Raw genomic sequence first — 19,900 nt, 5'->3', positions numbered from 1 at the left:
GACAATGGTCGACATCAACCAGATCCCGACCCGGCGCCCCTTTCATCGCCGGCGCAAGACCTGCCCGTTCTCCGGCTCCAACGCGCCGAAGATCGACTATAAGGACGTGAAGCTCCTGCAGCGCTACATCTCCGAACGCGGCAAGATCGTGCCCTCGCGCATCACCGCCGTCAGCCAGAAGAAGCAGCGCGAACTCGCCAAGGCGATCAAGCGCGCGCGTTTCCTCGGCCTTCTGCCCTACGTGGTCCGTTAAGGATCCCCGGCGCCGCCGTCAGGCGGCGCCTGTCCCCCGCGACGGGCGCGGTCAGGACCGATCGAACGAAAATCCCGGGCTGGGGCCTGTGCCCCTAACTGCCGGACGGCAGGACAGCGACAGGACGGCGATCGCGCCGCCATTCGGCTTTCCGCAATCCGGCCCGCGCCGCAAAGGCGTCCGCAACAAGGATTGTTCTCATGGAAATCATTCTTCTCGAACGCATCGCCCGGCTCGGCCAGATGGGCGACACGGTCAAGGTCCGCGACGGCTACGCCCGCAACTTCCTCTTGCCCAAGGGCAAGGCGCTGCGCGCCAACGAAGCCAATAAGAAGAAGTTCGAAGGCCAGCGCGTCCAGCTCGAGGCGCGCGATCTGGAGCGCAAGTCCGAAGCCGAGAAGATCGCCCAGAGCCTCGACGGCATGTCGTTCATCATCGTGCGCGCGGCCGGCGAAACCGGCCAGCTCTACGGTTCGGTGTCTCCGCGCGACATTGCCGACCTGCTGATCGAAGAAGGCTTTTCGGTCAATCGCAACCAGATCGAGCTCAACCAGCCGATCAAGGCGATCGGGTTGACCAATGTCATTATCGCACTTCACCCGGAGGTCGAGGTGACCGTCACCATGAACGTCGCTCGTTCCACCGACGAGGCCGAACGCCAGGCGGCCGGCGAGAAGCTGGATTCGGCGGAGGCGATCTACGGCGACGACATCAATGAAAACGCCCGCCCGGACAGTTTCTTCGACCCGAACGAGGACGGCGAAGAGTTCGACGAGGGCGATCAAACGACCTGATACAGAAATAAAATCGTTCAGGATCAATGCCCGGGATGCGAATTCCGGGCATTTTTTTCTTGATCGAAGGACCGCTGTTCCCGCATTCTTGGGTGCAAGCGATCCAAAAGCGAATTTTTGGGGAGGCCTTGCTCCCATGAACGTGTTGTTGCGCAGCCTTATCGAACGCCTGATCCGGACGGGCAATCTGACCGTGGTCGACCACAAGGGACGTTCGACCTCGTTCGGCGACCAGAACGGAACCCGCGTCACGATCGCCATCCATTCCGCCCATGCCGAGCGCGCCATCACCTTCGACCCGGTGCTGGCCCTGCCCGAGAGCTACATGAACGGCGAGATCGACCTTCTGGAAGGCGACCTGCTCGACCTTCTGGAAGTGATCTACAAAAACTCGCCCACGCTCGATGTCGGCGCCTTCTGGACCCGGATGGCCGACGGTTTCAGGCACGGGCTGAGGCGGCTGCAGCAGTTCAACACGACCGAGCGCGCGCGACGCAACGTACGCCGGCACTACGACCTGTCGCGCGAACTCTACCAGCTCTTTCTCGATACCGACCTGCAATATTCCTGCGCCTATTTCGCGCGGCCGGACATGACGCTCGAGGAGGCTCAGGAGGCCAAGAAACGCCACCTCGCCGCCAAGCTGGCGCTCAGGCCCGGCCAGACCGTGCTGGACATCGGATGCGGTTTCGGCGGGCTCGGCCTATATCTCGCCCGCAATCTCGACGTCGACGTTCTGGGCATCACCCTGTCGGAAGAACAATTGGCGATCGCCACCGAGCGGGCGCAGCAGGAGGGGCTGGAGGGCCGGGCCCATTTCGAGCTCAGGGACTACCGCAAGCTCGGCGAGCGCTTCGACCGGATCGTTTCAGTCGGCATGTTCGAGCATGTCGGCGTCAATCATTATCGCGCCTTCTTCGACAAGTGCGCAACGATCCTGAAGCCCGACGGCGTGATGGTGCTGCACTCGATCGGCCGCTCGGGACCGCCATCGGCAACAACCCCGTTTATCCGCAAGCATATTTTTCCCGGCGGCTACATTCCCGCGCTTTCGGAGGTGCTGCCGGCGATCGAACGCTCGGGCCTTGAAGTGACCGACGTCGAGATCCTGCGCCTTCACTATGCCGACACGCTCATGCACTGGCGTCAGCGCTTCCTGGCCAACCGCGACCGCATCCGCGAGATCTACGACGAACGGTTCTGCCGGATGTGGGAATTCTACCTCGCCGGCTCGGAGGCCGCGTTCCGCTGGCAGGACCTGATGGTGTTCCAGATTCAGCTTGCGCGCCGCAACGACACGCTGCCGGTGACCCGCGACTATATCGGCGTCGCCGAAGACCGGCTGGCCGATGCCGACGAGCGCAGACCGCGTTCGCCGCCCGCCACGCCGATGCGCAAACGCACGACGTCATAGGATTGGCTCCGCCCACGACGTAACTGGTGCTTCCGGGAGGAGAGCCTGAGCTTGCAGCGGTGATAGAATGTGATTCGCGTCAACTGGATTCGTCGCCTCCGAACACGCAAGTTTGTGGACGACTGTGGATGACGGGGTGGATGATGGGTATCGAGACATGAATCTCGGTGCCCGACAGATGAATCTTTCCCCGGCGCCCTTGCCTTCTGCTAACGCGAGGCTCGAGGGATTTTGACGGGGACACGATGGCAGAAGCAGTCCGCAAGCTCGGCGCGCCGGAAACGCCGCTCTACCGCGAGCCGCCGCACAATATCGAGGCCGAGCAGGCGCTGCTCGGCGCGATCCTGGTCAACAACGACGCCTTCTACCGGGTCTCGGATTTCCTGAAGCCGGGCCATTTCTTCGAGCCTTTGCACCGCAAGATCTTCGAGGTGGGCGGCGAGCTGATACGGATGGGCAAGACCGCCAACCCGGTGACGATGAAAACCTTCCTGCCGGCCGAGGAAAAAGTCGGCGACATGACGGTGGCGCATTATCTGGCGCGCCTCGCCGCGGAGGCGGTCACGGTCATCAACGCCTCCGACTACGGGCGCGCGATCTACGATCTCGCCACGCGCCGGGCGCTGATCACGGTCGGCGAGGACATGGTCAACATCGCCTTCGACGCCCCGGTCGACATGTCGCCCTCCGACCAGATCGAGGACGCCGAGCGCCGCCTGTTCGAGCTTGCCGAAACCGGGCGCTACGATGGCGGGTTCGAAACCTTCACCGACGCGGTCAAGACCGCGATCGACATGGCCAACGCCGCCTATATGCGCGACGGCAATCTTTCGGGCATATCGACCGGGTTTCGCGACATCGACCGCCGCCTGGGCGGCCTGCAGCCCTCCGACCTGATCATCCTGGCCGGGCGACCGGCGATGGGCAAGACGTCGCTGGCGACCAACATCGCCTTCAACGTCGCCGCCGCCTACACGCCGGCGCAGCAGGCCGACGGCTCGTTCAAGGCCGCCAATGGCGGGGTCGTCGGTTTCTTCTCGCTCGAAATGTCGTCCGAGCAGCTCGCCACCCGCATCATTTCCGAGCAGACGGAAATCTCGTCCTCGAAAATCCGCCGCGGCGAGATCACCGAGACCGAGTTCGAAAAGCTCGTCGCCTGCTCGCAGATGATGGAAAAGACGCCGCTTTACATCGACCAGACCGGCGGCATCTCGATCGCCCAGCTCGCCGCGCGCGCCAGGCGCCTGAAACGCCAGCGCGGCCTCGATGTGATCGTCATCGACTATGTGCAGCTCATGCAGGGCACCAGCGCGCGCGCGGCGCAGAACCGCGTCCAGGAAATCACCGAGATCACCACCGGGCTGAAGGCGCTTGCCAAGGAGCTGCAGGTGCCGATCATCGCGCTGTCGCAGCTCTCGCGCCAGGTCGAAAACCGCGACGACAAGCGCCCGCAGCTCGCCGACCTGCGCGAATCGGGCTCGATCGAGCAGGATGCTGACGTGGTGCTGTTTGTGTATCGCGACGAGTACTACATGCAAAACAAGGAACCGGAGGAAGGCACGCCCGAATACGAGGAGTGGCGGATGAAGTTCGAACGGGTTAAGGGCAAGGCGGAACTGATCGTCGCCAAGCAGCGCCACGGTCCGACCGGAACCGTGGAACTCGCCTTCGAGGGCCAGTTCACCCGCTTCTCGGACCTGGCCGAGGAAGATCATCTTCCCGAGCGTTTCGAGTAATCGCCGTTTCGAGCCACACCGTGTCAGACACACTCAGCATTCACGAAACCGGCGTCGAGGCGCGGCTCGCCGGCGCGTTCGCCACGATCGACCTGCGCGCGCTGCAGCACAATTACCGCACGCTGGCGGCTCTGGCGCCAACCGCGCGTACGGCTGGCGTGGTCAAGGCCGACGCTTACGGGCTGGGAATCGCCGAGGCGGTGCCGGCGCTTGCCGCGGCGGGCTGCGACACGTTTTTCGTCGCTTGGCCGGAGGAAGGCCGCGCGGTGCGCAAGGTAAGCCCGCACGCCCGGATATTCGTGCTCGGCGGGTTGTTCGGCCGCGAGGCGGCCCAGGCCTATGCCGAAGCGAGCCTGATCCCGGTGCTCAATTCGCGCCGCGAAATGGCGATCTGGGAAGGTTTTTGCAGCACCGACGGCGTTGCCCATGCCTGCGCGATCCATGTCGACACCGGCATGAACCGGCTCGGCCTCACGTTCGAGCAGGCCAGGACGCTGGCAGAGGAAAATGCGCTGACCGGCGCGCTTGATCCCGTTTTGGTGATGAGCCATCTCGCCGGCGCGGACCAGCCCGACTATCCGCTCAACCAGCGCCAGCTCGAAACGTTCACGGCGGCTCGTCAGCTTTTTGGCGGCGTCGAGGCGAGCCTTGCCAATTCGGCCGGGATCGCGCTCGGCGCCGACTTCCATTTCGACCTCGTCAGACCCGGCATCGCGCTTTACGGTGGGCTGTCGGGACCGGATCTTCAACCGGTCGTGTGCGTGGAGGCCCGGATCGTGCAAATCCGCACCGTGCGCGCCGGCGAGGCGGTCAGCTACGGCGCAGCGGCGGTGGTGCAGCGCGACAGCCGCGTGGCGATCTGCGCGGCTGGCTATGCTGACGGACTGCCGCGCGCCGTGTCGGGCGCGGGCGTGCCGCTGCGCGCGGTCACCGGCGGCGGCCACGGTTTCGCGGGCGGGCTGCGCGTGCCGGTGCTCGGCCGCGTGACCATGGACATGACCATGTTCGACATCACCGACGTGGAAGACGGAGCGCTCACGGTCGGCGACCGGATCGAGGTCTTCGGACCCAACCTCCCTATCGAGGAAGCCGCCACGGCGGCCGGCACGATCTCCTACGAGTTGTTGACCGGGCTCGGCCGGCGTCACCATCGCACCTATATCGGGCCGGCGGCGGAAAGCCGCGCAAACGGAGACGGCAACTGATGGCGCGCGCGCGCATCCAGTTCATCTGCCAGAATTGCGGCAGCGTGCATTCGCGCTGGGCCGGCAAATGCGACGCCTGCGGCGAATGGAACACGCTGGTCGAGGAAGGCACCGCGGGCGGCATCGGATCCGGGCCGGCGGCAACGCGAAAGGCGCGTCCCGGTCGCGCGGTCGCGTTGACGACACTTTCGGGCGAGATCGAGGACGCGCCGCGCATCGCCTCGGGTATCGACGAACTCGACCGCGCCACCGGCGGCGGTTTCGTGCGCGGCTCGGCGCTCCTGATCGGCGGCGATCCCGGGATCGGCAAATCGACCCTGCTCACCCAGGCCGCCGGCGCGCTGGCACGCCAGGGTCACCGGGTCGTCTACGTGTCAGGCGAGGAAGCCGTGGCCCAGATCAGGCTGCGGGCCCAGCGCCTGCAGGCCGCCGATGCGCCGGTCGAACTGGCGGCGGAGACGAATGTCGAAGACATTCTGGCCACCATCGCAGACGGCAGGCGACCGGACCTTCTGATCATCGATTCGATCCAGACGCTGTGGACCGACATGGCCGATTCCGCGCCGGGCACCGTCACCCAGGTGCGCGCCTCCGCCCAGGCGCTGATCCGTTACGCCAAATCGACCGGCGCTGCCGTCGTGCTTGTCGGCCACGTCACCAAAGACGGCCAGATCGCGGGTCCGCGCGTGGTCGAGCACATGGTCGACGGGGTGCTCTATTTCGAAGGCGAAGGCGGGCATCATTATCGCATCCTCAGAACGGTCAAGAACCGCTTCGGCCCGACCGACGAAATCGGTGTGTTCGAAATGTCGGACCGGGGCCTGCACGAAGTCTCCAACCCGTCCGAGCTTTTTTTGGGCGAGCGCACAGCGCAGGCGCCGGGCGCGGCGGTGTTTGCAGGCATGGAAGGCACCCGGCCGGTGCTTGTGGAAATCCAGGCGCTGGTGGCCCCCTCGCCGCTCGGCACGCCGCGACGGGCGGTGGTCGGCTGGGATTCCCCCCGGCTTTCCATGGTGCTCGCCGTGCTGGAAGCCCATTGCGGCGTGCGGTTTTCGACCAATGACGTCTATCTCAACGTCGCCGGCGGCTATCGCATTTCCGAGCCGGCAGCCGACCTTGCGGTCGCCGCGGCGCTGGTTTCCTCGCTGGTCGGGCTTGCCCTTCCCGCGGATTGTGTCTATTTCGGCGAAATCAGCCTTTCGGGCGCCGTCAGACCTGTCGCGCATGCACAGCAACGGCTGAAGGAGGCTGAGAAGCTCGGCTTTGCCCAGGCGGTCATGCCCGCGGGCAGCGGAGACATTGCCGGGGGTATCGCGGCGCGATCCTTCCAGCCAGGCGCGCTTGCCGATCTGGTGGCCCGGATCGCGGGCTCGAAACGGGGACGCGACGAGGATTGACACCTTGCTTGAAACGGATGCCCGCGGGTCACTGGGAGTGGAACTCTGATGCCGATCACGCTGCTTGACGGAATCCTAATCGGTTTCACCCTCGTGTCGGCCGTGCTGGCCATGGTGCGCGGCTTCTCACGCGAAATTCTGTCGATCGCGTCCTGGGCGGCGGCGGCGGCGGCGGCCTATTTCTTCCATCCGTTGGTGCTGCCCTACGTCACACCCTATATCGACAACGCGCAGATCGCTCTGGCGGCGGCGGCGGCGATCGTGTTTTTCGTCGCACTGATCGTCGTCTCGGTGATTACGATGAAGGTCGCCGACTTCATCATCGACAGCCGCGTCGGTGCGCTCGACCGCACGCTCGGTTTCGTCTACGGCGCGGCGCGCGGCGTTCTGGTGATTGCGGTGGCGCTGTTGTTCTTCAACTGGCTGGTCGGGGAAAACCGTCCGACCTGGGTGGCGCAGGCCAAGTCGCTGCCGCTGCTTGAGGGGATCGGCGAAAGGCTGCAGGCGCTGCTTCCGGACGACCCGGAAGACTCGATCCTGAAAAAGATCACCAGCAGTGACGACGGCTGAACATCCGGCCACAGTCGAGCCGGCGGCAACGCGGACGGCACCGCGTATCGGTCAAGTGAAAGGCGGCTGTCATGACGGACATGCTTGCGAGGCCCGTTGGCGGGGATGAGCGCGAGCGGAGCGCGGCCGCGGAAGCGGACGATCATTTCCACGACGAATGCGGCGTGTTCGGCATATTCGGCCGCCAGGACGCGGCGGCGATCGTCACGCTCGGTCTGCACGCGCTCCAGCATCGTGGCCAGGAAGCGGCCGGCATCGTCTCCTTCGACGGCAACCAGTTCCATGTCGAGCGCCATGTCGGACTGATCGGCGACACCTTTACCAAGCAGGCGGTGATCGACAGCCTGAAAGGCAACCGCGCGATCGGCCATACCCGTTACGCCACCACCGGCGGTTCAGGCATCCGCAATATCCAGCCGCTGTTTGCCGAACTCGCCGATGGCGGCTTTGCCGTCGCGCATAACGGCAACATCACCAACGCCATGACCGTGCAGCGCAATCTGCAGAAGCAGGGCGCGATCTTCTCGTCGACCTCGGACACCGAGACCCTGCTCCATCTGGTGGCGACCAGCCAGGAGAAGGATTTCAACGCCCGTTTCACCGAGGCCGTGCGCCAGCTCGAGGGCGCGTTCTCGCTGGTGGCGCTGTCTTCGAAGAAGATGATCGGCTGCCGCGACCCTCTGGGCATCCGCCCGCTGGTGCTGGGCGATCTCGACGGGGCCTGGATTCTTGCTTCGGAGACCTGCGCCCTCGACATTATCGGCGCGCGCTTCGTGCGCGACGTCAGGCCGGGCGAGATGGTGGTGATTACCAGCAAGGGGGTCGAGAGCCACTTCCCCTTCGGCGAGGTACGGCCGCGCTTCTGTATCTTCGAATATGTCTATTTCGCGCGGCCGGACTCCTCGGTCGAGGGCCGCAACGTCTACGACGTGCGCAAGAAGATCGGCATGGAACTGGCGCGCGAATGCCCGGTCGAGGCCGACCTGGTCGTGCCGGTGCCGGATTCGGGCACGCCGGCGGCGATCGGCTTTGCCCAGGCGGCCGCCCTGCCCTTCGAGCTCGGCATCATCCGCAACCACTATGTCGGGCGCACCTTCATCCAGCCGGGCGATTCGATCCGCCATATGGGCGTGAAGCTGAAACACAACGCCAACCGGCGAATGATCGAGGGCAAGCGCGTGGTGCTGGTCGACGATTCGATCGTGCGCGGCACCACTTCGCAAAAGATCGTGCAAATGGTGCGCGACGCCGGCGCCAGGGAAGTGCATATGCGCATTGCTTCGCCGCCGACGCGCGCCTCATGTTTTTACGGCGTCGACACGCCGGAGACAGCCAAGCTGCTCGCCTCGCGCATGACAATCGACGAGATGCGCGATTTCATCCGGGTCGATTCGCTCGGTTTCCTGTCGATCGACGGGCTCTACCGTGCGGTCGGCGAGGCCGTGCGCGACAATGAAGCGCCGCAGTTCTGCGACGCCTGCTTCACACGCGACTATCCAACCCGGCTGCTCGACCACGAGGGCGCCGACAATGTGCGCCAGCTTTCCATCCTCGCCTCGCGCGCGCAATTCTAGAAGAAGCAGCCCCGACGTGACCTCTTCTCTTGATCTTTCCGGGCGCGTGGCGCTCGTCACCGGCGCCTCACGCGGCATCGGCTATCATATAGCCAAGCAGATGGCGGCGGCCGGCGCGCACGTGATCGCGGTCGCGCGCACCGTCGGCGGACTCGAGGAACTCGACGACGAGATCAAGGCCGAGCACGCCCGCACCGGCAAAGGCGAAGCAACGCTGGTGCCGCTCGACCTGGCCGACATGGCCGGCATCGACCGGCTCGGCGGGGCAATCCACGAACGCTGGGGCAAGCTCGACATTCTGGTCGCCAATGCCGGCGTGCTCGGGGTGATCGCGCCGATCGGCCATGTCGAGGCCAAGGTGTTCGAGAAGGTGATGACGCTCAACGTGACGGCGACCTGGCGGCTGATCCGCTCGCTCGACCCGCTGCTGCGCGCCGCCGATGCCGGACGGGCGATCGTGCTGTCGTCGGGGGCCGCGCATTCGGCGCGCGCCTATTGGGCGCCCTACGCGGCCTCGAAGGCCGCTGTCGAGGCGCTGGCGCGCTCCTGGGCCGACGAGACCAAAAACACGCCGCTCAGGGTCAACATCGTCAATCCGGGTGTGGCGCGCACCGCCATGCGGGCACAGGCAATGCCGGGCGAGGATCCCGACACCCTGCCGCATCCAGCCGAAGTCGCTGCGCAAATCGTGCCGCTGGCCGGCCCCGACATCACCGAGACCGGCAAGATCTGGGATGTCGAACTCGGCCGTTTCACTGCCTGGCAAAAACCGCAATAGGCCGGCTCTCCTACACGCGAACGTGACTGGCGCTGCACGGGAAGCCGCCGGACTATGATCCGGGGGCGCAGCACCGTGTGCGGAGAAACGCCATGAAACGCTTATTGACGACGGTCGTATTGTCGACCTTCGCCGCGCTGGCCAGCGCGCAGGCGCAGGACAACGCGATGAGTTTCTTCATCACCAGCGCCGGGCCCGGCAACGGCGCGGATCTCGGCGGGCTCGCCGGCGCGGACGCGCATTGCGCCAGCCTGGCCGAGGCTGCGGGCGCAACCGGCAAGACCTGGCGCGCCTATCTGTCGACCGACACCGAAAACGCGCGCGATCGCATCGGCGCCGGCCCCTGGCACAACGCCAAGGGCGACAAGATCGCCGACGACGTCGCCGCGCTGCATAGCGACGCCAACGCGATCTCGAAGGAGACCGGGCTCGACGAAAGCGGCGCCATGGTCAATGGCCGCGGCGACCAGCCCAACCGGCACGACATCCTGACCGGCTCCAACCCCGACGGTACGGCGGCAGCCGCGACTTGCGCAAACTGGACCGCCAGCGGTGACGGCCAGGCGATCGTCGGTCATCACGACCGCATGGGCCTGCGCGACGACGCGCCGTCGAAATCGTGGAATTCGTCGCACCCCTCGCGCGGCTGCAGCCAGGAGGCATTGCGGAGTACGGGCGGCGACGGCCTGTTCTACTGCTTCGCGACCGACTGACCGTTTTCGGGCCTTGCACATGGCAGGGCATAAAAAAGGCCCCGGATGCGCCATCCGGGGCCTCCTCGCGGCGATGTCTTCAAATCAGCGGCCGAGCCGCATCTGGTAATCCCCGCCGAACCGCGTGTAGCCGTTCGAGCCGTGGCGACGGTGCAGTTCCTCACGCTTCTGCGCCTTTTCGCGCCAATATTTCATCGCCGCGTCGCGCTTGGCCTTCTGCGCGGCCCGCCACGCGGCCAGACGGCGCTCGCCTTCGGCCTCGCGCTGGCATTGTTGGCAGTTCGCCTTGTCGTGCTCGACCTTCTGCTTGACCCGGCGGGCGCGCTTGGCCGGCTTGCCGCCGAGCACCTGGCGCGTCACGTCGCCAGGGGTGTAGCGCGTATCCATGCCAAACCCCTTGTCGAAGATGCACCACACGACCGTGCAGGAGAAATCGCCGACCAAGCCGCCGATCACGCTCAACCCGACCCGGCGCGGCGCGCCGCCCATCTGGATGATCTTGGCGGTGTCGTCGAGATTGTTACGTTTCTTCGTCGGCTTCGACGCCTTTTTTGTTTCCTTCTTCCGCGGCGCGGCGGCGGGTTGGTCGCCGATCTCGACCGTGCCCGAATAGCTGCGAGCGGGGCCGCCGCCGTCGCGGGCGGACGCGATGTCGGTCGCAGCCAGAGAACCGGCCAGGATCGCGGTCGCCGTCAAGAGATGGGTCAGTTTGAAGAGTTTGGCAGTCATGTCGTCCCTCCGTTTTGTGCGTTGCCAATATCGATTGGTCGTCGCAACGCGGAGAAAGGTTCACGGGTGCCGTCAAAAAAATGTTCGGTCTGGCCGATCCGGATGGCCGAAGCGGCTTCGAAGCCCCGGCGCGACTAGGCGGGCCGGTAAGCCTCGAAGCTGATGCTGTCGTCGCCGTTGCGCGGAGGTCGTCCGTGCTGGTAATTGCCCGACACCACCACATCGGTGAAGCCGGCATCGCGCAAGACGAGGGAGAACTCCTCGACGCCCCACCACCGCAGCCTGAACAGGTCCAATTCGCTTTCCAGCAGGCGCCCGTCGCGCCAATGGTCGTAACGCAGATGGGTCAGCGTGGTCTGGGCGACATGGTCGGTTTCGACACGTTGCTCGGTGAGGGTGAGCAGATCGCCGTCCGGCGCCGTCCAGCTTCTAACCGGGCCGGCCGGTTCCAGAAAAGCGCCGATCGGGTCGAGATCCAGCAGCAATTTTCCGCCGGGAGCCAGATGGTCGAAAAACCGCCGTAGCACGGTTTTCGCGGACGCCGCGTCCGCGAGCAGCTGAAACGATCCCGCCGGAACGACGATCGCCGAAAACGCGCTCTCGTAACGAAAATCCGCAAAAGTCTGCCTGGTCAGCCGGGCGGACAGGTTGCGCCTTCGGCATTCCTCCCGGCAATAGGCCAGCATCTCTTCCGACGCATCGAAACCCTCAATCGCAAACCCGGCTTCCAGGAGCGGAACGAAAACGCGGCCGTTCCCCACCGCGGGTTCGAGAACGGGTCCCCGGCACGGCTCAAGGCGCTTCCGGTAATACTCCACGTCGCCGAACGAACGGCCGACCGGCTTGTCGAGATTGTAGACCCAGGATGCGAGCTTTGCGTAACGATTGTTCATGCTGCACTGACAGGATTGAGAAAGACGATGGCGACGCGTGGCCGCCACGCCGGGTTCGTCCGGCCGACCACCAAAGGCCCGGTAGACGATCGGGCGCGAAACCGCAAATGGGTCGGCGAGACCGCCCGGCGAATATTTTTCCGTGTCGTCCGACGGTCACAGATACGGGCCGCGACCGAGCCAAAAAACACCTATTTTCGAGCCAAAACCATCTATTTTTATGAAAGAGCCGCAGTCCGCCGCGTGGTTTCGCGCGGTAATTCGCCGAATTCGCGGCGATAGGCGGCGGAAAACCGGCCGAGATGGGAAAATCCCCATTTCAGCGCGATGTCGGTAACCGATACGCCATCGTCGCCCTGCTGCAGATCGAAGCGCACGCGCCGCAGGCGCTCGCGTTGCAGGGCATGCATCGGCGACAGGCCGTGGCGCGCCTTGAAGGCGAGTTGCAGCGTGCGCGGCGAGACCTCGGCCGCCGCGGCGACGTCGAGGAGGGTGATGGGGCGATGGCAGTTGGCGCGCAGGAATTCCTCGGCCCGGCGCAGATGGCGCGGTGTGGCGCCTTGCGGTCCGCGTTCGAGGAAAATCGACATGTTGCTCGGCTGGCCGCGCAGGAACGCCTCCAGAAGTCGCTGTTCGTTGTAGGCGGCCTGAAGGCCGGTCGACCAGCCGGGGCCGCATTCGGCGGCCTGGAAAAGCAGCTCGGCAAGCCGCCGCCATTCACGCATTTCGGGGCGGCAGAGGTCGATCTGCGGATCGAATATGACCGGCCCCGGCAGCGCACGGTCGAACAGTCGCTCTGCGAAGGCCATGAACGGCGCCTTGGGGATCTGGACAAGCAATTGCCGACATCCGCGCCACCAGTGCATGCGCGTTTCAAGATCGGCGTTCAGCACCGAGGCCGTGTCCAGCCCGGTCAGGAATTCCTTGCGCCCGTTGCAGATCGTCGCCGCGCCGGCGATCGGCATCTGGATCAGGTAAAAGCTGTCGAGTGCGCCGGGGTCGATCATCACGTCGGCACCGTAGCTGATATAGTTGAGCGAAATCATGCTGCCTGGCGCATGGTGCTGAGTGGCGTGAAAGGCGGCTCCGCCGCCGACGATCTCCAGGCGGTGATTGCAGAAAATCCGCGCGACCCGGTCGCGCGCGCAATCCAGGTCATCCGTCTCGAACAAGACGTGACCGGAAAGAGGAGGCGCGTGGCGGGAACCTTCTTCAGCCCTCATTCGCGCAGTGTAGCATCGTTGGGCCACCATCCAAGTTGCCGTCGCTTCATTCGGCCGCAGCGGGGCGTTTTTTTCGTTTTCTGGATAGTCGGCTCGCAATCCGGACAGAAATTACGCACCGTTCGCGGCTAGTCTGGCCGCGAGAACACAGGCGTCCGGGTGAAGACGCCTTCTCGAACACAATGGGAGAACACTATGGCTGACGAGCTCGACAAGGGCATTACCCGCAACGGAACCGGCTTCAACGGCACGACCTGGAACATTCTCGGCCAGGTCTATTTTCCGAAAGCGTCATGCGCGTCCACATTCGCCTTCGAGACCAACAGCGATCCGGGGCAGTTCGTCCCGGTCCACATCCATCCGACCCAGGACGAGTTCATTCTGGTTCAGGAAGGCGAGCTCGACCTGAAACTCGACGGCGAATGGTCCAAGGCCAAGGCTGGCGATCTGGTGCGCATGCCGCGCGGCATTCCGCACGGCTATTTCAACAAGTCGGACAAGCCGGCGCGGGCGCTGTTCTGGGTTTCGCCGGCCGGCGAGCTGGAAGCGCTGTTCAACCGGCTGCATGATTTGAGCGACCCGGACGAAGTCGTGAAGATCTCCGCCGAACACGCAGTCGACTTCCTGCCGCCCGAAGCCAACGACTGAGTTTCTAGCGCGAACAGGCGCGGCGGCCACCCAAAAAGGCCGCCCGCGGCGTGCATGGCGCGCCGCCGGCGGAGCTGTGGGCAAACGGCCGCCCAAAAACGGGGAACCACCATGGTCGAGAAGAAGAACGTCGCCGTCATTGGCGCGGGCGTCAGCGGTCTGGCCGCAGCCAAGGCCTTCAAGGAGCGCGGGCACACGGTCACCGTCATCGAGCGCAGCCACGCGTTGGGCGGGGTGTGGGAGCCGTCCCGCTCCTATCCCGACGTCCAGACACAGAGCCCGAAGGATCTTTACCGCTATACGGGCAAGCCGATGCCGGACCATTATCCGGAATGGCCGAAGGGGCCACAGGTCCATGCCTATCTGACCGACTACGCACACGAGAACGGCCTGACGCCGCTGATCCGCTACAAAACGCGTGTTGCAGCCATGGAACGGCGCGCCGACGGCCGCAAGGGCTGGACGCTCGACCTCGAAGGCGGCGACGGCAAAGCGGCGAAGGAGGACTTCGACTTCGTCGCCGTGTGCACGGGCCAGTTTTCGGAAAAAAACATTCTGACCCACCCCGGCCAGGAAACGTTCGAGCAAGCCGGCGGCCAGGTGATGCACTCGTCGGACTATACCGATCCGGCGACGCTGAAAGGCAAGAAGGTGGTGGTGCTCGGCTTTTCGAAATCCGCCACCGATATCGCCGTCAACGCGGTCAAATCGGGCGCGGCCACCGTCACCATCGTCTATCTGGAAACGGTCTGGCGCATCCCCTATTTCATCGGCGGGCTGATCAACTTCAAGCGCATTCTCTACATCCGGGCGCAGGAAAAAATGTTTCCCGGCTGGGGCCAGTCGACGCTGGCCAGGCTCAATCACGCGCTCGCCAAGCCGTTCGTGTGGGCGAACTGGCGGGCACTGGAAAGCCTGTTGTCGATCCAGCTCAAGCTCAAGAAAACCGGGCTCAGGCCCAAGGAGCCGATCGAACGCGGTATCAACTGCTCGGTACCGATCGTCACGCCCGGCTTTTTCAATATGGTCGCCGACGGCCGCATCCGAGCCGTCCAGGGCACGTTCGACCACTACGAGCCCGGCACGGTGGTGCTGACCGGGGGCGAGCGGGTGGCCGCCGACACGGCGATCCTGGCTGTCGGCTGGAAGCTCGGCGTGCCTTTCCTGCCGGAGGAATACCGCAAGAAGCTGGTCGAGCCCGACGGCCAGTACCGGCTCTATCGCATCATCGCCAATCCGGAGCTGCCGGCTATGGGGTTCGTTGGCTTCAACTCCTCCTTCTGCACCGTGCTGTGCGCCGAACTCGCCGCCAACTGGCTGGTGCGCTACGCCGACGGCATGCTCGCCCATCAGCCGAGCGCGGAGGAGATGAACCGCAATATCGACATGATGCTTCAATGGAAGCGCACGGAACGGCCGGCGGCCGGGGTCTATGGCGGACTGTGCGTGGCGCCCTACCACTTCAAGCATTTCGACGAATTGCTGGCGGACATGGGCGCGCGCAAGAAAAAGCGCAATCCGCTGGCAGAAAACCTCACCCCGCCCAACGCCGACGCCTATGCGCGCTATCTGGCCTCGACGCCGCAATATCGCGCGGCCTGAAACGTCGAAGGGCGGCCTCTGGGCCGCCCTTGCTGGCATTGGCTGAACGCCAGACCGATGGTCCGGTTCAGAGCGCGGCGATGACAATCACCTCGACCAGGTGCTGCGCGGTCGCTAGCCGTGCCTCGCCGGTGGCGCGCGCGGGCGGGTTCTGGGGATCGATCCACGCGTCCCAGACCTCGTTCATGGCGGCGAAATCGCGCATGTCGGACATCCAGATCGTGGCCTGGAGGATTTTCGACTTGTCGGAACCGGCGGCGGCCAGGTGACGATCGACCGCGGCGAGCGCGTCCCTGGTCTGGTCGGCGACGCTCTTGCCCGGGGTTCCGACCTGGCCGGCCAAATAGACGGTGTTGCCGTGGATGACGGCCTGGCTCATGCGTTTGCCGGGCTCGAGACGACGAATGGACATTGCAAAACTCCTTGTTGTTTGCGGGAAGAAAACGGTGCGACGCTGCAATATGCGTCTGTGTCAAGCGGCTCCGCTGGCCCGCTCGCGCGCTTCGCGGCGCCGGTAGAAGTGCCAGCTCAGCGGGATGAAGGCGAGATAGGCGATGGCGGTCACGCTCATCGTATGCCAGGGATAATTGATCAACAGCAGCACGTAGGACACGATCGCCAGGATCAGCGGCATGACCACGTCGCCGCGGACGCGGCCGATATTCTTGCCCGACCACACCGGCACACGGCTGACCAGCAGACAGGCGACCAACAGCGTGAAGACGCTGGAAACTCCGGCAAAAACCGCGCCGTGCTCGACACCGAGAAAGCTGAGATAGGCCGGCAGAAGCACAAGCATGGCGCCCGCCGGCGCGGGCACGCCGACGAAATAGCCGGCCCGCCAGCCCGAAGCGCGGTTGGGATCGTGATCCATGACGTTGAAACGCGCCAGCCTGAGGCCGCAGGCGATCGCGAACAGGAGCGCCGCGATCCAGCCCGGTGCGCCGGCACCGTCCAGCAGGAACGCGTACAGCACGAGGGCCGGCGCGACGCCGAAATTGACGATGTCGGCAAGCGAATCCATTTCCGCGCCGAATTTCGAGGTCGCCTTGAGGGCGCGCGCCACGCGGCCGTCGACGCCGTCGAGGAAGGCGGCCAGAAGCACCATCGCCACGGCCAGTTCGATGCGCTGTTCGAAGGCGAGGCGGATTCCGGTCAGACCGGCGCAGATCGCCAGCACGGTCACCAGATTGGGCACCACCATGCGCAGCGGGATCTCGCGAATGCCCGGCCCGCGCGGATCGGGCGTCTTTTGCCCGTTGCCGTCGTCCGATTTGCCGGCGAACGGCACCGGTCAGGAGACCCTGACCAGCGGCGCGACCCGCGGCGCGCCGAATTCTGCGATCACGGTTTCGCCGGCAATCGCCGTCTGGCCGATCGCCACGCGCGCCACCGCGCCCTCCGGCAGGAACACGTCGACCCTGGAGCCGAAGCGGATCAGGCCGATACGTTCGCCAACGGCGGTGTCGGTGCCCTCCTCGGCCCAGCAGACGATCCGGCGCGCGACCAGACCGGCGATCTGGACCGTGGCCACGCTGCCGTGCGGGCTTTCGATGACGAGCCCGTTGCGCTCGTTCTCCTGGCTTGCCTTGTCGAGCTCGGCATTCAGGAACTTGCCGGCCCGGTGCTCGATGCGCGACAGCCGCCCGCGCACCGGCGCGCGGTTCACATGGCAGGAAAAGACGTTCATGAACACGGAGATGCGCAGCATCTCACCGGCGCCCAGGCCAAGCTCGCGCGGCGGCACGGCCGGCCCGACGGCCGAGACGATACCGTCGGCCGGACTGATGGCCAGACGGTCGTCGACCGGGGTGACCCGCTCCGGATCACGGAAGAAATAGGCGCACCAGGCCGTCAGGATGGCGCCGACCCAGAACAGGCTGGTCGAGAATACGCCCAAGATGATCGCCGCGCCGGCGAATGCCCCGATGAACGGCCAGCCCTCGCGGTGCACGGGCACGAGTGCGTTGCGGATCGATTGCTGCAGGCTCATCGCCGTCTACTGGCTCCGGTTTCGTCAGAGCCGGAGGCTTAGCCGAAACACACGCCGCCCGCAACGCGGCGCGAGAGCCGCTTCAATCGCCGACGGCATCGACCTCCGGCGTGCGCCGGCGCACCACGACCCCCAGTTCGTCGGTCTCGCGCGCGCGGCGTAAACGCTCCTCGGCCTCGGTCGCCTCGCGCTGACGGTCCCACATGGCCGCATAAAGCCCGCCCGCGTCGAGAAGGGCGCGGTGCGTACCGCGCTCGGCGATCAGACCGTCCTTGAGCACGATGATCTCGTCGGCGCCGATCACCGTCGACAGGCGGTGGGCGATCACCAGCGTGGTACGGCCCTGGCTGACCAGATCGAGCGCCGCCTGGATTTCCTGCTCGGTTTGGGTATCGAGCGCCGACGTCGCCTCGTCGAGGATCAGGATCGGCGGCGCCTTCAATATCGTACGGGCAATAGCGACGCGCTGTTTTTCACCGCCGGACAATTTCAGGCCACGCTCGCCGACCATGGCTTTGTAACCACCAGGCAATTGCTCGATGAAACCGGAAATCTGCGCCAGATCCGCAGCCTTGCGCACCTCCTCGTCGGTGGCGTCGATACGGCCGTAACGGACATTGTAGGCGATGGTGTCGTTGAACAGCACCGTATCCTGCGGCACCATGCCGATCGCCGCCCTGAGGCTTTTCTGGGTGACGTCGCGCACGTCCTGGCCGTCTATGGTGATTCGGCCTTCCTGAATGTCATAGAAACGGAACAGAAGCCGGGAAATGGTGGATTTTCCCGCTCCCGAGGGGCCGACGATCGCCACCGTCTTGCCCGGCGGCACCTCGAAGCTGATGCCCTTGAGGATCGGCCGGCTGGCGTCGTAGGAAAACCGCACGTCCTCGAAGCGGATCGCGCCCTGCCCTGGCACGAGGTCGGGCGCACCGGGCCGGTCACGGACCTCCTGCGGCACGGCGAGCAACTCGAACATCTGCTCGATGTCGGTCAGTCCCTGGCGGATCTCGCGATAGATGAAGCCAATGAAGTTGAGCGGCACGGAAAGCTGCATCAGCATGGCGTTGACGAACACGAAATCGCCGATCGTGTGCGTGCCGGCGATCACTTCACGCGCCGACATCACCATGATGACGGTCATGCCGACGCCGAAAATCGCGCCCTGGCCGAAATTCAGCCAGCCGAGCGAGGTCCAGGTCTTGGTGGCCGCGCTTTCGTAGCGCTCCATCGACCGGTCGAAACGCTGCGCCTCCATGACTTCGTTGTTGAAATATTTCACCGTCTCGAAGTTCAGCAGCGAATCGACCGCCTTGGTGTTGGCGTCGGTATCGGACTCGTTCATCTCCCTGCGGATGGCGATGCGCCAGTCGCTGGCGCGCACCGTGAACCAGGTATAGGCCCACACGGTCGCGGCGATGACGGCGACATAGGCAAGGCCGTAAATGACGGCGAACACCACCGCCACCAGGGCGAATTCGAGAATCGTCGGCACCGTGTTGAGGATGGTGAAGCGCACGATCGTCTCGATGCCCTTGACGCCGCGCTCGATGACGCGCGACAGGCCGCCGGTGCGCCGCTCCAGATGAAAGCGCAGCGACAAGGCGTGCAGGTGCACGAAGGTCTTGTAGGCGAGCTGGCGCACCGCATGCTGGCCGACCCTGGCAAACAGCGCATCGCGGAGCTGATTGAAGCCCCATTGCACCAGCCGCACGACATTATAGGCAACGACCAGCATCACCGGCGCGAGCAGAAACGCCGGCAGATAAGGCTGCGCGGCGCCGTCGCCGGCGAGCGCGTCGGTGGCCCATTTGAAAAAGAACGGCACCATCAGCAGCACGAGCTTGGCCGCGACGAGGAAGAAACTCGCCCACACCACGCGCATCTTCAGGTCGGCGCGATCGGCCGGCCACATATAGGGCCACAGATTGCGCAGGGTCTTCAGCGTGGCGCCGGAGTCGGCGGAAACGGTTTTGTCGGCCAATCAAGGCTCCCCGGATGGAATTGCGATCGCGCCCGGTTTCAGGCGCAGCAGGAGGACAGGAACGTCGAGGCCCGGTCCTGAAGACGCGCCAGCGCCTCCCGGTCGACCATATAACGCGAGCGTCGGTTTTCCGGGACGTACCGTACCAGGCCGGCATCGACCAGGACTTTGAGATGCTGCGACACGGTCGATTGCGCCAGGTCGAACGCCTCGACGATCTCGCGGCAACAGCACGCGTCCCGACAGGCCAGATGGCACAGAATACGCAGTCGCGCAGGGTGCGCCAGCGCTGCGAAGCCGGCCGCGAGTTCGGGCAGGTCGGTCGTCGCGCGGACGTTTTGTTCAGTGGTTTCGACAATATTCATCGTATATCGACGATAAACGATGAATATGCCCT

20 protein-coding genes are annotated in these 19,900 nt (G+C 65.0%); 12 read left to right on the top strand and 8 right to left on the bottom strand.

What is annotated here, in order from left to right:
- Positions 1-4 precede the first annotated feature (4 nt).
- The 10 genes from rpsR (at position 5) to ACT2B0_RS05875 (ending at position 10,434) form a co-directional block, all read left to right on the top strand.
- Complete coding sequence (gene rpsR / locus ACT2B0_RS05920; RefSeq protein WP_106572379.1) at positions 5-253, top strand: 30S ribosomal protein S18; 249 nt, start codon at positions 5-7, stop codon at positions 251-253.
- 200 nt (positions 254-453) lie between these two features.
- A complete protein-coding gene (gene rplI, locus ACT2B0_RS05915) occupies positions 454-1,047 on the top strand; it encodes a 50S ribosomal protein L9 (RefSeq protein WP_473462465.1) in 594 nt (197 codons plus the stop codon).
- A 136-nt stretch (positions 1,048-1,183) separates the two neighbouring features.
- Positions 1,184-2,461 (top strand): class I SAM-dependent methyltransferase, encoded by a 1,278-nt coding sequence (locus ACT2B0_RS05910; RefSeq protein WP_473462463.1) that lies wholly within the window; start codon positions 1,184-1,186, stop codon positions 2,459-2,461.
- 245 nt (positions 2,462-2,706) lie between these two features.
- Positions 2,707-4,197, top strand: a complete 1,491-nt coding sequence (locus ACT2B0_RS05905) for a replicative DNA helicase (protein ID WP_473462460.1) — start codon at positions 2,707-2,709, stop codon at positions 4,195-4,197.
- A gap of 20 nt (positions 4,198-4,217) precedes the next feature.
- Positions 4,218-5,402, top strand: coding sequence for an alanine racemase (gene alr, locus ACT2B0_RS05900; RefSeq protein ID WP_473462458.1), 1,185 nt, complete (start codon positions 4,218-4,220; stop codon positions 5,400-5,402).
- Positions 5,402-6,799 (top strand): DNA repair protein RadA, encoded by a 1,398-nt coding sequence (gene radA / locus ACT2B0_RS05895; protein ID WP_473462455.1) that lies wholly within the window; start codon positions 5,402-5,404, stop codon positions 6,797-6,799. Before alr ends, radA begins: the two co-directional genes overlap by 1 nt.
- Positions 6,800-6,847: 48 nt before the next feature.
- A complete protein-coding gene (locus tag ACT2B0_RS05890; RefSeq protein WP_473462452.1) occupies positions 6,848-7,369 on the top strand; it encodes a CvpA family protein in 522 nt (173 codons plus the stop codon).
- Between the two features lie 71 nt (positions 7,370-7,440).
- The gene (purF, locus tag ACT2B0_RS05885; protein ID WP_473462449.1) at positions 7,441-8,943 is read left to right on the top strand and encodes an amidophosphoribosyltransferase; all 1,503 of its coding nucleotides are present in this window, start codon (positions 7,441-7,443) and stop codon (positions 8,941-8,943) included.
- 16 nt (positions 8,944-8,959) lie between these two features.
- Positions 8,960-9,721 (top strand): SDR family NAD(P)-dependent oxidoreductase, encoded by a 762-nt coding sequence (locus ACT2B0_RS05880; RefSeq protein WP_473462446.1) that lies wholly within the window; start codon positions 8,960-8,962, stop codon positions 9,719-9,721.
- Between the two features lie 92 nt (positions 9,722-9,813).
- Complete coding sequence (locus tag ACT2B0_RS05875; protein ID WP_473462443.1) at positions 9,814-10,434, top strand: hypothetical protein; 621 nt, start codon at positions 9,814-9,816, stop codon at positions 10,432-10,434.
- A gap of 84 nt (positions 10,435-10,518) precedes the next feature.
- Here the strand turns inward: ACT2B0_RS05875 and ACT2B0_RS05870 are convergent, their stop codons facing one another.
- From ACT2B0_RS05870 to ACT2B0_RS05860, 3 genes are all read right to left on the bottom strand, one after another.
- Positions 10,519-11,163, bottom strand: coding sequence for a hypothetical protein (locus tag ACT2B0_RS05870; RefSeq protein ID WP_473462441.1), 645 nt, complete (start codon positions 11,161-11,163; stop codon positions 10,519-10,521).
- Positions 11,164-11,297: 134 nt separating this feature from the next.
- Complete coding sequence (locus tag ACT2B0_RS05865) at positions 11,298-12,056, bottom strand: class I SAM-dependent methyltransferase (RefSeq protein WP_473462438.1); 759 nt, start codon at positions 12,054-12,056, stop codon at positions 11,298-11,300.
- Positions 12,057-12,274: 218 nt separating this feature from the next.
- Entirely contained in the window at positions 12,275-13,228 is a 954-nt protein-coding gene (locus ACT2B0_RS05860; protein WP_473462435.1) for an AraC family transcriptional regulator, read from the bottom strand.
- 246 nt (positions 13,229-13,474) lie between these two features.
- On the opposite strand from ACT2B0_RS05860, the gene ACT2B0_RS05855 reads away from it, so the two are divergent.
- Together ACT2B0_RS05855 and ACT2B0_RS05850 are read left to right on the top strand one after the other, a co-directional pair.
- Positions 13,475-13,927 (top strand): cupin domain-containing protein, encoded by a 453-nt coding sequence (locus tag ACT2B0_RS05855; protein ID WP_473462432.1) that lies wholly within the window; start codon positions 13,475-13,477, stop codon positions 13,925-13,927.
- Positions 13,928-14,038: 111 nt separating this feature from the next.
- Entirely contained in the window at positions 14,039-15,529 is a 1,491-nt protein-coding gene (locus ACT2B0_RS05850) for a flavin-containing monooxygenase (protein WP_473462429.1), read from the top strand.
- A 67-nt stretch (positions 15,530-15,596) separates the two neighbouring features.
- Here ACT2B0_RS05850 and ACT2B0_RS05845 read toward each other — a convergent pair whose 3' ends face one another.
- The 5 genes from ACT2B0_RS05845 to ACT2B0_RS05825 all read right to left on the bottom strand — a co-directional run bounded on the left by ACT2B0_RS05845 (position 15,597) and on the right by ACT2B0_RS05825 (position 19,868).
- Positions 15,597-15,941, bottom strand: a complete 345-nt coding sequence (locus ACT2B0_RS05845) for a RidA family protein (RefSeq protein ID WP_473462426.1) — start codon at positions 15,939-15,941, stop codon at positions 15,597-15,599.
- 60 nt (positions 15,942-16,001) lie between these two features.
- Positions 16,002-16,820: a CDP-diacylglycerol--serine O-phosphatidyltransferase gene (gene pssA, locus ACT2B0_RS05840; protein ID WP_473462424.1), complete on the bottom strand. Its 819-nt coding sequence runs from the start codon at positions 16,818-16,820 to the stop codon at positions 16,002-16,004.
- A gap of 3 nt (positions 16,821-16,823) precedes the next feature.
- Positions 16,824-17,522 carry a phosphatidylserine decarboxylase gene (locus ACT2B0_RS05835; RefSeq protein WP_473462421.1) on the bottom strand — a complete coding sequence of 233 codons (699 nt, stop codon included), beginning with the start codon at positions 17,520-17,522 and terminating at the stop codon, positions 16,824-16,826.
- Positions 17,523-17,604: 82 nt separating this feature from the next.
- Positions 17,605-19,503, bottom strand: coding sequence for an ABCB family ABC transporter ATP-binding protein/permease (locus ACT2B0_RS05830; RefSeq protein WP_473462418.1), 1,899 nt, complete (start codon positions 19,501-19,503; stop codon positions 17,605-17,607).
- Positions 19,504-19,541: 38 nt separating this feature from the next.
- The gene (locus tag ACT2B0_RS05825; RefSeq protein ID WP_473462416.1) at positions 19,542-19,868 is read right to left on the bottom strand and encodes an ArsR/SmtB family transcription factor; all 327 of its coding nucleotides are present in this window, start codon (positions 19,866-19,868) and stop codon (positions 19,542-19,544) included.
- Positions 19,869-19,900 lie beyond the last annotated feature (32 nt).

The organism is Nitratireductor sp. J20-h4 (assembly GCF_056780505.1).
The sequence above is the reverse complement of the archived record's forward strand: the minus strand, read 5'-3'. Positions and strand labels throughout refer to the sequence as shown.

Bases quoted from the DNA above. Each gene is read 5' to 3' on its own strand.
- ACT2B0_RS05910 (WP_473462463.1), top strand. From the start codon at position 1,184: ATGAACGTGTTGTTGCGCAGCCTTATCGAACGCCTGATCCGGACGGGC.
- ACT2B0_RS05870 (WP_473462441.1), bottom strand. From the start codon at position 11,163: ATGACTGCCAAACTCTTCAAACTGACCCATCTCTTGACGGCGACCGCG.
- radA (WP_473462455.1), top strand. From the start codon at position 5,402: ATGGCGCGCGCGCGCATCCAGTTCATCTGCCAGAATTGCGGCAGCGTG.
- rpsR (WP_106572379.1), top strand. From the start codon at position 5: ATGGTCGACATCAACCAGATCCCGACCCGGCGCCCCTTTCATCGCCGG.
- ACT2B0_RS05835 (WP_473462421.1), bottom strand. From the start codon at position 17,522: ATGAGCCTGCAGCAATCGATCCGCAACGCACTCGTGCCCGTGCACCGC.
- ACT2B0_RS05845 (WP_473462426.1), bottom strand. From the start codon at position 15,941: ATGTCCATTCGTCGTCTCGAGCCCGGCAAACGCATGAGCCAGGCCGTC.
- purF (WP_473462449.1), top strand. From the start codon at position 7,441: ATGACGGACATGCTTGCGAGGCCCGTTGGCGGGGATGAGCGCGAGCGG.
- ACT2B0_RS05890 (WP_473462452.1), top strand. From the start codon at position 6,848: ATGCCGATCACGCTGCTTGACGGAATCCTAATCGGTTTCACCCTCGTG.
- rplI (WP_473462465.1), top strand. From the start codon at position 454: ATGGAAATCATTCTTCTCGAACGCATCGCCCGGCTCGGCCAGATGGGC.
- ACT2B0_RS05850 (WP_473462429.1), top strand. From the start codon at position 14,039: ATGGTCGAGAAGAAGAACGTCGCCGTCATTGGCGCGGGCGTCAGCGGT.
- ACT2B0_RS05855 (WP_473462432.1), top strand. From the start codon at position 13,475: ATGGCTGACGAGCTCGACAAGGGCATTACCCGCAACGGAACCGGCTTC.
- ACT2B0_RS05865 (WP_473462438.1), bottom strand. From the start codon at position 12,056: ATGAACAATCGTTACGCAAAGCTCGCATCCTGGGTCTACAATCTCGAC.
- ACT2B0_RS05875 (WP_473462443.1), top strand. From the start codon at position 9,814: ATGAAACGCTTATTGACGACGGTCGTATTGTCGACCTTCGCCGCGCTG.
- ACT2B0_RS05825 (WP_473462416.1), bottom strand. From the start codon at position 19,868: ATGAATATTGTCGAAACCACTGAACAAAACGTCCGCGCGACGACCGAC.
- ACT2B0_RS05905 (WP_473462460.1), top strand. From the start codon at position 2,707: ATGGCAGAAGCAGTCCGCAAGCTCGGCGCGCCGGAAACGCCGCTCTAC.